Raw genomic sequence first — 12,386 nt, 5'->3', positions numbered from 1 at the left:
GCGAGTGCCTGGGTGTCAGACGGACAGCAGCTCCCGCTCCAGTCGCGCGAACGAGGCCTCCATGCCGTCGGCCATGCCGGTGGCGAGGATCATGTCGCGCGTCTCCTTGTCCGGATACTCGATGAGCACCGTGACGAGGGTCGCGCCGTCCTCCTCGTAGAGGTTGAGGTCGTTGAGCGTCTCGGTCGACATGCCCTGCATCCGCTCGGTGGTGACGGCGCGCTTCGGGGCGTCGATCAGCAGTGCCTCCCCCTCGAATCCGAACGGCTCACCCTCCGTGTCGCCCACGGGCGCCCAGGAGTTCCGGTACGACTGGCCGACCTCGGTCGCCGACACGCACTCGGTCATCTCCCACCCGTCCGGCCCGAGCATCCACTGCCGGATGAGTTCGGGCTCGAAGTGGGCGCGCCACACCAGCTCGCGCGGACCCTCGACGAGGCGGGTGATGCGCACGTGCGTGTCGTCGAGCAGCTCCACCCGCGTGCCCTTGCCCTGCGCGTAGTCGCGGAGGTCCTGCAACACGGCGTCGAGCTGGGCCATGGCCATCCGGGTGCCCTCAACGGCACCCATCGCGACGACCTGCTCGAGCGCCTCGGCAGACGTGAAGTGGCTCGTGTTGACCATGCGTGTGCCCTCGGCCGTCGGCTCGAACGTGAAGGTCATGCGCATGGAGGGGAGGTTCGCATCCGGCGTGCCCTCCTCGTCGGCGAACGAGTCGAGCACCGTGAAGCTGCGCGGCGCGTCGATCTCCAGGAACTCCCACGTGCCGGAGGCCTTCTCCCCGCGGGGACCGTTCATCGTGTAGACGGCTCGCCCGCCGACGGTGTGGTCCCATCGGGTGAAGGTGGCCGGCCAGCCGGGAGGACCCCAGAACCGCTCGAGCTGCTGCGGGTCGGTGTAGGCGGCCCAGACGCGCTCGACGGGCGCGGCGAGGTCGGCGACGACGGTCATGGTGAGGTTCTCGGCATCCGTGATGATGTCCGTGACAGGCATGTCAGTCTCCTTGCGATTCGTTGCGTTGACTGCTGGTGGGGTCGGTGGAGGCCGGTCTCTTTCCCGCGGGCGGGGAGGGCTCGGCCAGGAGATCGTCGAGCCGGGCGATGCGCGACCGCCACAACTCTTCGTATCGGGCGAGGAGCGCCCTGGCGCGGGCGATCATCTCGGGGTTCGCGCGGACGAGCCGCTCGCGTCCCTCGGCGCGCTTGACGATGAGGTTCGCCGCCTCGAGCACGGCCACGTGCTTCTGGACCGCGGCGAACGACATCTCGTACTCCGAGGCGAGGGTCGAGACGGACTGCTCCCGCTCGATCGTCCGGCGCAGGATGTCCCGCCGGGTCGACGTCGCCAGTGCGTGGAACACACGGTCGACCTCCGCTTCGCTCAACTCCGTTTGTGCAACCATTTGGTTGTACGTTAGACCCGCGTCGCGAGCGTGTCAAGAACTTTCCTGTGGACGATTCCCGCTCGGCTACGGTGGGCGGATCCTCTTGCACCGACTCGAGAAGGCAGAGCATGAACAGAGTGCGGCACGCCGGAAGGTCGTTCCTCGGCCTCCCCGGGACCTTCTTCGTGTTCCTGAGCACGATCGCCGTGTCGAACCTCGGCGACGCCTTCCGGGTCATGTCGTTGAATCTCTGGTTCTACGAGGAGACGCCGGACAAGGAGCTCACTCGCGTTCTTCTCCTGTTGGCAGGAGTCGTCCCCGGAATGCTCTTCGCTCCGATCGCCGGAGCGATCGCCGATCGCTTCGACCTTCGGAAGACGTTCATCGCCACCATGCTCATCCGCGGCGCTCTCAGCGTGGCGCTCGCTGTCGTCGCATGGGTGGTTGCTCCCGGCGCGCTCGCCTATGTGCTCGTCTTCAGCGCAGCGACGGCGAGCGTCTTCTTCGCCTCGTCGGCGTTCGTCTTCGTGCCCCGCCTGGTTCGGCGCGGGATGATCCCCCGCGCGAACAGCATCATCCAGGCGGTGAGCTGGGCCCTCGCCTCCGTCGGTCCGGCGTTGGCGGCACTTGCCTTCGCCGCCTACGGCCCGTCGGTCGCCTTCCTCCTGGACGCGGTGTCTTTCCTCATCTCTGCCGCGCTCCTGCGGGTCCTGATCCGCCCGGAGCCCACGAGTGGAGAGAAGACGCCACTCCGCGTCAGCATCCGCACCGGCCTGGTGGAGGCCGCCGACTCGATCCGCGGCATTCCCGAAGCTGTCGGCCTCTTGGCGCGCAATCGACTCGCGCTCGGCGTGCTGGTCGCTTCCTACGGCGTGACGTTCACTGCGGGCGTCAACTCCTTCGGTCTCCTCTTCCTGCTCGACGATGAACTCGGCCTCCCGGTCGAGACCCTCGGAATCGTGCTGTCGTGGAACGGACTGATCGCGGTCGTCGCTGCTTTGCTCGTGGGGATCTTCGTGAAGTGGGTGAAGGTCAAACCGTTATTCCTTGTCTGCCTCGCCTTCTTCGTGGTCGCGCAGTTCGTGATGGGCATGGCACCCAACATCGGAGTCCTCCTCGTCGGCGTGGGTATCAGCGCGCTCGTCAACGCGCCCTACAACGTCGCCGTCACCTCGCTCTTCCAGACGAGCGTCGAGGACGAACACCTGGGGCGCATCGGCGGGCTCGACGAGATGGCCGAGAACGTCATCCAGATCCTCGTCTTCCTCTCCGCCGGCATCATCGTGACGGTGGCCGGCCCCCGGCTCGCCCTCGTCGGCGCCGGGGTGGTCGCTCTCGTCCTGCTGTGCCTGGGCGCCACGCTCATACGCGGCCTTCAGCCCCGCGACGAGGCCGATGAGTCGGATGAGACGACACCGGAGCAGACGGTCCCCACAGCGTAGCCAGCCCGCCGAGCATTTCCATTCACATGAATCCACACCGGTATTCCGGGCGTAGGCTGGAGGGAAGGACGGACCGTCCGAGAAGATCTCCCGGCACCGCGCCCGCCCGGGAAGGAGCCCGAAAGTGGCTCAGTACGACGTCTCGAACCGCTCGGCGATCGTGACAGGAGCGGGCAGCGGCATCGGCCGCGCGGTCGCCCTGCTGCTGGCGCAGAACGGCGCGGCGGTGGTGGTCAACGACCTGAACGCGGAGCACGCGAACGCGGTCGTCGAGGAGATCCGCGCCGCTGGCGGCACCGCGGAGGCGTCGGTCGGCGACGCGACGGACCCGGTCTGGATCGCCTCGTCGGTCGAGCTCGCCAACTCGCTCGCCCCGCTCCGCATCGGCGTCAACAACGCCGGCATCGGCGGCGCCACCGCGCCCACCGCGGACTACGAGGAAGACGCGTGGGACAAGGTGATCGCCATCAACCTCAACGCCGTGTTCCGCAACATGAAGGCGCAGATCCCGTCGATCCTCGCCAACGGCGGCGGCTCGGTCGTGAACATCGCCTCGATCCTCGGCAGCGTCGGCTTCGCGGGCTCCCCCGCCTACGTCACCGCCAAGCATGGCGTCGTCGGCATGACGAAGACCGCCGCCCTCGAGTACTCCGCGCAGGGCGTCCGCGTGAACTCGGTCGGCCCCGGCTTCATCGACACCCCGCTCCTGGCGAACATGGGCGACGAGGCGAAGGACTTCCTCGTGTCCAAGCACCCGATCGGGCGCCTGGGCCAGGCCGAGGAGGTCGCGAACCTCGTGGTGTTCCTCGCGAGCGACGCCGCGAGCTTTATCACCGGTAGCTACCACCTGGTCGACGGCGGCTACACCGCCCTCTGACGAAGAAACGGCATCCGACTGCCGGGAACCCGAATCCCGGCGGCCGGATGCCGCGGTCGGCGATCGAGAGCCCCCGCTCCGTTCTCGCCGTAGCCGTCACCGCCCGGGATCCGAGAGCCCTTGAAGAGGATCCCGAGGCGATGAGGCAGGTCTGCACCCCTCCGTTATCAGGCGGACATCGCGTGCAATTCGCGCGATACCGCATCGAGCGCGAGCTCGGGGTCGGTGAGGTCGAGTCCGCCGGTCGAACCCGCGGCCTGCATGAGACGGGCCAGCAGCGGTCGCTGCAGGGTGACCGACGTCTCGACGACGAAGCGGATCGGGATGGACGCGTGGATCCACAGCGTCTCGGTGCGGTCGGCGCCGGTCTCCACCGTGAGCGCGAACGGCTCGTTGCGCCGCAGCTTGGTGACGGTGGCGGCGCGAAGGTGGGCGAGCAGCTCGTCGTCGATCTCGATCGGCTCGGCGAGGTTCGCGTAGGTGAGGGTTCCCATGTTCTTCTCCTCGTGGCAGAAAAGCTGGACGAGGATAGTTTACTAGTTTAACTAGTTAAATCAAGTCGATCAGGGGAGATCGCCGAGTTCGTCGGTGAGACGGCGCAAGAAGCGGGAGATCACGGCCGCCTCCTCCGCGGTGAACTCGCCTTCGATGGCGGCCACGCGCTGCGCCAGCTCGTCGCCCTGTCCGTGCAGATCGCGGAGCGACGGCCGGAGGACCTTGGACCGCGCATCCAGGGGGTGAGGCGCGACGACGATCTGCCCCCGCTCCGACATCCGTCGCACGACGCTCGTGACGGCGGCCGTACTGATGCCGAGGTAGGTGGCGAGGTCGCGGGGAGTGACGGGCTTCTCGACGGGCGCGGTGCTGATGAAGTGCATCGCCGCACGGTCGGTATCGTTGGGTTCGCGCCGGGCGGCGAGACGGCGGTTCAACTGCGCGTCGGCGCGACGGAAGTCGTCGACATCGCGAGCGAGCGCTGAGGTCGTGACGTCGGTACTCGTGTTTCCCATGCAGAGATCCTCCTTCCCCGAACTCCATGGTACCTCGGCAACCTGACAGTAAGGCTGTCTAGCGATATCGGGTGCGACCAGGGACTTCCGGAGGTGCGATGATGGAACCCTGCCCCCGAAAGGATGCCATGCCCGAGCCACTGAGCCTCGAGGAGGCGTCGTACATCCGCTACGCCGATCTGCTCGCACGCCTGGAGGAACTCTTCCCCTCCGTCTCGCGACGCCGGATCGAGCAGATCATCGCCGCCGAGACCGATGCGATCACGGGCGGTCTTCTGCGCATCGTCCCGGCCGAGGTCGAGACCGGCGCGATGGAGATGCTCGAGCGGGAGGCCGGTTCCAGCGACGAAGGAGAGGTCGCGTGACCGACAGCACCGGTGAGTTCCACGCCTCCGGATACTGGTACCCCGACAGCGAGCGCGCCACCACGGTCGACGTGCTCAACATGCTGCGGCGCTACCGCAGTGCCGAGACGGCGATGCGCGCCCGCACGCGCGCGTCCATGGGCATGAACGAGACCGACCTCGTCGCCCTCCGGTTCCTGCTGCGCGAGCAGAAGGCCGGTCGCATCGTGCGGCCGATCGATCTGGCGCGCATGCTCGACATCTCCACCGCGTCGACGACGACGCTCATCGACCGGCTGGAGAAGGGCGGGCACGCGCGCCGCGAACCGCACCCGACCGACCGCCGCGCCGGCATCGTCGTGCCCACCGTGAGCAGCGACGACGAGGTGCGCGCGACACTCGGTGCCATGCACCGCCGGATGCTCTCCCTCGTGGACGACCTCACCGATGAGGAGCGCGTGGTCGTCATGCGGTTCCTCGTCGGGATGACCGCCGCGATCCAGGAGGCCGCCGAGGCGGACGCCGTGCACGGCGGCGCCGACCTCGTGGAGGAGCCGGCCTAGTCCGACGCGTTCCGCGGGCGCCGGGCGTCCAGGAATCCCGCGAGCAGCACGGCCACGAGCGCCGCGACCGGTGCCACCACGAGACCCACGCGCAGGCTCTGCGTCTCCGCCAGCCACCCGACGAACGGCGGCGACAGCAGGAAGCCGAGCCGCAGCAGCCAGGACACCACGGTGAGCCCGACACCGGGCCGCAGTCCCGGGAGCTCGTCGGCGGCGTGCATCGCGGCGGGGATGAGGGTGGCGATGCCGAAGCCCACGGCCGCGAACCCGAGGATCGTGCCGGGCACGCTCGGGAACAGCAGCGCGAGCGTCATCCCGACGGCGGCGATGAGGCCGCCGACCCGCGCCACCGCGCGCTGCCCGAAGCGGTCGGTCATCGGATCGCCGAGCAGACGGCCGACGAACTGCGCGCCGACGAGGGCGATGAACCCGAGCGGCGCGACGGCTGCCGCCGCTCCCAGGGAGTCGCCGAGGTAGAGGGTGGCCCACGAGTTGCCTGCGTCTTCGGCGATGGCCCCGGCCATCGCGATGAGGGTCAGGGCGATGACGGCGATGATCGTCCGGGCCGGGACACCGCGGCGGACGGCGCCGGAGATCTCCTGCGGTTCCGCCACGGCGTCCGCCTCCGTCTCGTCGTCGCGACCCCGCAGGCAGAAGCGGAGGGCGACGAGGGCGACCGTCGCGAACACCGCAGTCGAGGTCCCCAGGTGGACGGCGAGCGGGAGCTGCAGCGCGATCGCGCCCGCGGCCATCACTCCGCCGATCACCGCACCGATGGACCAGATGGCGTGGAAGGAGTTGATGATGGAGCGCCCGTACCGCCGCTGCACGCGCAGGCCGTGGGCGTTCTGCGCGACATCGGTGATGGCATCGGAGGCGCCGCCGACGAAGAGGGCGATCGCGAAGAGGACGCCGGTCGGAGACAACGCCGCCGACAGCAGGCCGGGGCTCGTGAGCACGGTGCCGATGACCGCGATGCGCGCCGACCCGAAGCGACGGATCAGCGTGGCCGCCAGGAGTCCGGCCGCGATCGCGCCGGCGGGGAAGGCGGCGAGCGCGAGACCGTAGCCGAGGTTGTCCAGGCCGAGGGCGGCCTTGATCTCGGGGTAGCGCGGCAGGATGTTCGCGAACAGGGCGCCGTTCGTGAGGAACAGCGCCGAGACGGCGATGCGCGCGCGCCGGGTGGCACGGTCCGCGGGGAGTCGTCGAATCGATTCGATGGAGGTCACGGATACGACCGTACCCTGTCGCCGGGTACTCGCGAGCGTGTCATGACGGCGATGCCGCGGGCGCAAGCCCGTTCCCCGTGTCGGCCCCGGGATCTACGCTCGGAGCATGAGCGAGCTCACCCAGCCCACCGGTCGCGAGGACGCCCTTCGGGCTGCCCCCCGCGACGACGGCTCCGCGCCCCGCGCCCTCGTGCTCGGCGCCACCGGCTACATCGGCGGCCGCCTGACCCCGCGCCTGCTGAACGCCGGCTACCGGGTCCGGGTCCTCGCCCGCGACGCCGTCCGCGCCGCCTCCTTCGGCTGGGGCGAGGAGTGCGAGATCTTCGAGGGGTCCGCCGACGACGAGCACGCCGTCGCCTCCGCGATGGACGACGTCGACGTCGTGTACTACCTCATCCACTCCATGTCGGCCGGCAAGAGCTTCGAGGAGAGCGACGAGCGCGCGGCGGCCACCGTCGCCACCGCGGCCGCCCGAGCCGGGGTGCGGCGGATCGTCTACCTCGGCGGCCTGCACCCGGACGACGTGAAGCTCTCCCCTCACCTGCGCTCCCGGGTCCACGTCGGCGAGATCTTCCTGGAGTCCGGGGTGCCGACCCTCGTCCTGCAGGCGGGCGTGGTGATCGGCTCCGGTTCGGCGTCCTTCGAGATGATCCGGCACCTCACCGACGTGCTGCCGTACATGCCGGCGCCGAAGTGGGTGCGCAACCGCATCCAGCCCATCGCCGTGCGCGACGTGCTGCACTACCTGCTCGGGGCGGCACGGGTCGACGACCAGGTGAACCGCGCGGTCGACATCGGCGGACCGGATGTGCTGCGCTACGGGCAGATGATGAACGGGTACGCGGTGGAGGCCGGACTGCGGCAGCGCGCCATCGCCGCCCTTCCGGTGCTGACCCCGGAGCTCGCCTCGCACTGGGTGAACCTCGTCACGCCGGTGCCGCGCTCCATCGCCCGGCCCCTCGTCGCCTCGCTGCAGAACGAGTGCATCATGAAGGACCACGCCGTCGACGCGCTCATCCCGCGGCCCGAGGGCGGGCTCACGCCGTATCGCCGGTCCGTGGCGCTGGCCCTCGGCCGGGTGGACGCGGACGCCGTGGAGACGAGCTGGCAGGACGCCGAGGTGACCGGCGCCCCGAGCGACCCGCTGCCGAGCGACCCCGACTGGGCCGGACGCACCGTCTTCACGGACAAGCGCTCCGTCGCGACGCGCGCGTCCGTCGCGGAGCTGTGGCGCGTCATCCTCGGGATCGGCGGGGAGAACGGGTGGTACTCGTCGCCGCTGCTCTGGGCGGTGCGGGGGCTCATGGACCGCGTGGTCGGCGGCGTGGGGCTCCGCCGCGGACGCCGCAGCCGCACCGCCGCCCGCGTCGGGGATGCGATCGACTTCTGGCGCGTCGAGGCGGTCGAGCAGACCGAGGAGGGGCATCTGCTGCGACTCCGCGCCGAGATGAAGGTGCCGGGCGAGGCCTGGCTCGAACTGCGCGCGGTGCCCGACGGCGACGGCGCCCGCTACGAGCAGCGTGCCGTGTTCTTCCCCCGCGGGCTCCTCGGCCGGCTGTACTGGCTCGCCGTGCTGCCCTTCCACGGACTCATCTTCTCCGGCATGGCCGCGCGGATCACCGCGGCTGCCGAGGCAGGCGACCACGCCGGTTCAGGCGTCCTGCGAGAGGACGTGCCTGATCCGGCGTGAGCGCCTGAGCTCTCCCGTTCAGTCCTTGTCGGCAGGGGCGTCCATCGCGGCATCGACGGCGGCATCCACCTCGGCCGGCGGGATGATGTCGATCGCCTCGGTCGCGGCCTCGTACACCTCGGCGAGGGTGTCGTCGACGGTGTCCTCGTCGATCCAGGCGAGGTCGTCCTCCGAGTGGTCGTACTCGACCGGCACGAGCGCGAAGTCGTCGCCGTACTCCTCGAGTCCGGCCATGACGCTGTGGCGGACGGCGGCCCTGGCGTAGCGGTCGCGCAGGATCAGGGGATCGCGCCGCAGATCCTTCATGAACGCGATCATCATGAACGCCATGATGATCGCGAACGGCAGCGCCGCGATGATCGTCGCGTTCTGCAGCGACTGCAGGCCGCTCCCCTCGGCGCCGCTGACGAGCAGCACCGCGGCGATCACACCGACCAACACACCCCAGACGACGGCGACCCAGCGCGACGGCTCCGGGCGGCCCTGCTGGGACAGCGTGCCCATGACGAGTGAGGCGGAATCGGCGCCCGTGATGAAGAAGATCGCGATGAGGAGGATGAGCACGATGCTGGTGATGAGCGGGAACGGCAGGTTCTCCAGCACCCCGAACAGCACCTCCTCCGGCGGGTCGACGACGAGGCCTGCGCCGTCCATCTGCTGCTGGATGGCCGTCGTGCCGAAGATCGCGAACCACACGAGCGAGATCGCGGAGGGCACGACGATGACGACCGACACGAACTGACGGAGCGAGCGTCCGCGGGAGATCTTCGCGATGAACATGCCGACGAACGGCGACCAGGAGATCCACCACGCCCAGTAGAAGATCGTCCAGCTCGACAGGAAGGCCTGCGCGGCCTCTCCCTGCGATGCGGAGCGGCCGATCATGGTCGGCAGATCGCCGAGGAACTGCACGGCGACCGACGGGATCACGTTGAGGATCAGCAGCGTCGGACCGACGAAGAACACGAAGAACGCGAGCAGGATCGCGACGACGGCGTTGATGTTCGACAGCGCCCGGATGCCCTTGGAGACGCCGGAGACAGCGGAGGCGATGAAGCACGCCGTGAGCACCGCGATGACCGCGATGAGGATGCCGTTGCCGAGCGGTCCGATGCCGCTGACGAGCTCGACGCCGTGGCCGATCTGCAGCGCCCCGAGACCGAGGGAGGCGGCCGTGCCGAACAGCGTCACGATGATGGAGAAGATGTCGATCGTGCGGCCGACCGGGCCCGTCGTGCGGTTCTCGCCGAGCAGCGGGGCGAAGATCGACGAGATCAGCGGCGTGCGGCCGCGGCGGTAGGCGCCGTAGGCGATGGCCCCACCGACGAGCGCGTAGAACGCCCAGGCCTGCGGACCCCAGTGGTAGAGCACCTGGGCCTGCGCGGTGTGCATGGCCTCGAGGGTGTTCGCCTCGACGGTGCCCGGCGGCGGGTTCTCGAAGAACGTCAGCGGTTCCGCCGCACCCCAGAACACCAGGCCGATGCCCATGCCCGCCGCGAAGAGCATGGAGATCCACGAGAACATCGAGAACTCCGGCTCCTCGTCGTCGCGGCCGAGCGGGATGCGCCCGTACTTGCTGAAGCCGACGAACAGCATGAACACGAGGATGATCGTGGCGATGGTCGTGAAGAAGAAGCCGAAGTACTCCACGACCCAGGCGAGCACCGTGCTCGTGGTGCCGGCGAGGTTGTCCCCCGCGAAGACTCCCCACGCGATGAAGGCGAGGGCGAACGCCGCAGCAACGCCGAACACGAGCGGGTCGGTCCGGTAGGTGCGCCCCGTCTCCTCCACCGACACCCCGGGAACCAGCGCCGGGTGCACGCTGCGCGGCGGGACCGTCGTGATGTCGCGGACGATCTTGCGCGCCGTCTCGGAGGCCTTCGCGGCTTGGCGGTGCGTTCCGGTCACGACGGCGTCGGTGCGCGGACGGGTCGGGGATCCTGCGGAGCGTTCGGTGGGCTTCTCGTCAGGCGTGTCCATGAGAGACCATCTTTCCACCTGCGCGGGCTCAGGCGGACGCGGGACATCAGGCACCCCCGGCGCGGGAGCGCCTGATTCCGCGCGATCGCCTGTTCTGGCGGGGCCGCCCGGCGGGGTCTGGGCGGGGCCTGGCGGGTCAGCGGGGGCGGCGGCGACCCAGGAAGAGGGCGCCGAGGAGCGGGAGCACCGAGACCCACAGCAGGGTGATGCCCAGCGGCGGGAGCGGACCGACGAGCAGCGCCCCGCCGATGAGCATCGCCGCGAACAGGACCCCGGAGGCGATCCGCCGCGCGATACCCTCCAGCCGGTCGAGGCGGCGCTCCAGACGCGAGGTGTCGAAGGAGACGTTGCCGTCGTCGACGCGGGTGATGATGTCGTCGATGCGCTTCGGGAGCCGCCAGGTCGTGGCCGCGTTCGCCATCGCCTGCTGCGCCATGTCCTGCATGAGGGTGCCGGACTCGTCGCGGAGCAGCCGCGCGGCATACGGCTCCGCCGCGTCCCACACGTTGAACGCGGGATCGAGGCCGCTGCACATGCCGGACGTGAGGGACACGGCCCGGATGAGGAGCAGCATGTCCTCGGGGAGCTGCAGCGGAAGCCGCCGCACCATGTCGCCGAACTCCTCGGCGAAGTCGGTGAACTCCCGCGGGTCCACCCGGCTCAGCTCCGCGAACCCCATGCCGCCGAAGCGCGCGAAGAGGGTGGTCAGCGCCCGCTCCAGCTCGCCGGTGTCGGCCGTGGGGAGGAGTACGCCGATCTCCTTCGCCGCACGGACGAGGCCGCGACTGTCCCGCGCGGTCACCGCGATGAGGAGGGTCCGAAGTCCCTGCCGGAGGTTGTCGGAGACCTCGGCCATCATGCCGAAGTCGATGAACGTCAGCCGGAAGCCGCCCGGGGTCCCTGAGCCGCCCTGGGTCCCTGAGCTCGTCGAAGGGACCGGCGTGACGAAGATGTTGCCGGGGTGCGGGTCGGCGTGCACGAACCGGTGCGTGAAGACCTGGTCGAACATGACCTCGGCGAAAGCGTCGGCGACCGCGGAGGGGTCGATGCCGGCCGCCCGGAGCGCCGCGGTGTCGTTGATCTTGATCGCCGTCACGTCGGACAGCGTGAGCACCCGGCGGGTCGTGCGCTCCCAGACGATCTCGGGGGCGGCGACGCGCGGGTCGTCGGCGAAGTTCTCCCGGAACCGCTCGGCGCTGCGGGCCTCGTGGAGATAGTCGATCTCCTCCATGCTCGTGACGGCGAACTCCTCCACGAGGGCGGGGGCGTCCACGCGGTCGGCCACGATCCGGACCCGGGTGAGCCACCGCGCGACCCGGCGGAGGGCGGCGAGGTCGACCGCGACGATCTCGTCGATGCCCGGGCGCTGCACCTTGACGACGACCTCGTCGAGCCCGGTGTCCTCCGCGTCGAGCGCCGACAGCCGGGCACGGTGCACCTGGCCGAGGGACGCGGCCGCGACGGGGGTGTCGTCGAACCAGGCGTACACCCGCTCGAGCGGCATGCCCAGCTCGGCCTCCGCGAGCGCCCGGATCTGCGGGGTGGGCACGGCGGGGACCTCGTCCTGCAGCCCCTCCAGCTCGGCCGTGATCTCGGGCGGGAGCACATCGAGGCGCGAGGACATGAACTGCCCGACCTTGATCATGAGCCCGCCGAGTTCGACCGCGAGCGTATGGAACCGCCGCGCGAACCGCTGCATGCGGCGGGCGCGCGTGCGCTCCGCGATGGAAGACAGCCCGAACCGCGGAAGGACGAGCTCGAACCACCAGATCTTCAGGAACTCACGGCTCGCGAACGACAGGATGCGGCGGTACCGGGCTCGGTGAGGACCCTGTGCCGCCGCTGCCGTCATCGCGTCATCCTTCCG

12 protein-coding genes are annotated in these 12,386 nt (G+C 69.8%); 5 read left to right on the top strand and 7 right to left on the bottom strand.

The window, feature by feature from the left end; genetic code table 11:
• Positions 1–15 precede the first annotated feature (15 nt).
• Complete coding sequence (locus IZR02_RS01520; protein ID WP_025104054.1) at positions 16–993, bottom strand: SRPBCC family protein; 978 nt, start codon at positions 991–993, stop codon at positions 16–18.
• A gap of 1 nt (position 994) precedes the next feature.
• Entirely contained in the window at positions 995–1,402 is a 408-nt protein-coding gene (locus tag IZR02_RS01515) for an ArsR/SmtB family transcription factor (protein WP_025104055.1), read from the bottom strand.
• Between the two features lie 110 nt (positions 1,403–1,512).
• Between IZR02_RS01515 and IZR02_RS01510 the strand changes: the two genes are divergently transcribed.
• Complete coding sequence (locus IZR02_RS01510; protein ID WP_217316551.1) at positions 1,513–2,826, top strand: MFS transporter; 1,314 nt, start codon at positions 1,513–1,515, stop codon at positions 2,824–2,826.
• A gap of 124 nt (positions 2,827–2,950) precedes the next feature.
• Complete coding sequence (locus IZR02_RS01505) at positions 2,951–3,703, top strand: SDR family NAD(P)-dependent oxidoreductase (protein WP_025104057.1); 753 nt, start codon at positions 2,951–2,953, stop codon at positions 3,701–3,703.
• A gap of 167 nt (positions 3,704–3,870) precedes the next feature.
• On the opposite strand, the gene IZR02_RS01500 is transcribed toward IZR02_RS01505, so the two are convergent.
• Both IZR02_RS01500 and IZR02_RS01495 read right to left on the bottom strand, forming a co-directional pair.
• Positions 3,871–4,197, bottom strand: a complete 327-nt coding sequence (locus tag IZR02_RS01500) for a DUF7882 family protein (RefSeq protein WP_025104058.1) — start codon at positions 4,195–4,197, stop codon at positions 3,871–3,873.
• A gap of 69 nt (positions 4,198–4,266) precedes the next feature.
• Entirely contained in the window at positions 4,267–4,713 is a 447-nt protein-coding gene (locus IZR02_RS01495; protein WP_025104059.1) for a MarR family winged helix-turn-helix transcriptional regulator, read from the bottom strand.
• 128 nt (positions 4,714–4,841) lie between these two features.
• Here IZR02_RS01495 and IZR02_RS01490 point away from each other — a divergent pair, with 128 nt between their 5' ends.
• Together IZR02_RS01490 and IZR02_RS01485 are read left to right on the top strand one after the other, a co-directional pair.
• Positions 4,842–5,078 (top strand): hypothetical protein, encoded by a 237-nt coding sequence (locus IZR02_RS01490; protein ID WP_025104060.1) that lies wholly within the window; start codon positions 4,842–4,844, stop codon positions 5,076–5,078.
• Complete coding sequence (locus IZR02_RS01485; protein WP_025104061.1) at positions 5,075–5,620, top strand: MarR family winged helix-turn-helix transcriptional regulator; 546 nt, start codon at positions 5,075–5,077, stop codon at positions 5,618–5,620. The genes IZR02_RS01490 and IZR02_RS01485 overlap by 4 nt, the downstream gene beginning before the upstream one ends.
• On the opposite strand, the gene IZR02_RS01480 is transcribed toward IZR02_RS01485, so the two are convergent.
• Positions 5,617–6,840, bottom strand: coding sequence for an MFS transporter (locus IZR02_RS01480; RefSeq protein WP_051582236.1), 1,224 nt, complete (start codon positions 6,838–6,840; stop codon positions 5,617–5,619). The genes IZR02_RS01485 and IZR02_RS01480 overlap by 4 nt on opposite strands.
• Positions 6,841–6,955: 115 nt before the next feature.
• Here IZR02_RS01480 and IZR02_RS01475 point away from each other — a divergent pair, with 115 nt between their 5' ends.
• On the top strand, positions 6,956–8,539 hold the full coding sequence (locus IZR02_RS01475; protein WP_025104063.1) for an SDR family oxidoreductase: 1,584 nt from the start codon (positions 6,956–6,958) through the stop codon (positions 8,537–8,539).
• Positions 8,540–8,557: 18 nt separating this feature from the next.
• On the opposite strand, the gene IZR02_RS01470 is transcribed toward IZR02_RS01475, so the two are convergent.
• Positions 8,558–10,519: a BCCT family transporter gene (locus IZR02_RS01470; protein ID WP_025104064.1), complete on the bottom strand. Its 1,962-nt coding sequence runs from the start codon at positions 10,517–10,519 to the stop codon at positions 8,558–8,560.
• 136 nt (positions 10,520–10,655) lie between these two features.
• Positions 10,656–12,371, bottom strand: coding sequence for an ABC1 kinase family protein (locus IZR02_RS01465; protein ID WP_025104065.1), 1,716 nt, complete (start codon positions 12,369–12,371; stop codon positions 10,656–10,658).
• Positions 12,372–12,386 lie beyond the last annotated feature (15 nt).

This window comes from Microbacterium paraoxydans (assembly GCF_019056515.1).
Taxonomy (GTDB): domain Bacteria; phylum Actinomycetota; class Actinomycetes; order Actinomycetales; family Microbacteriaceae; genus Microbacterium.
The sequence above is the reverse complement of the archived record's forward strand: the minus strand, read 5'-3'. Positions and strand labels throughout refer to the sequence as shown.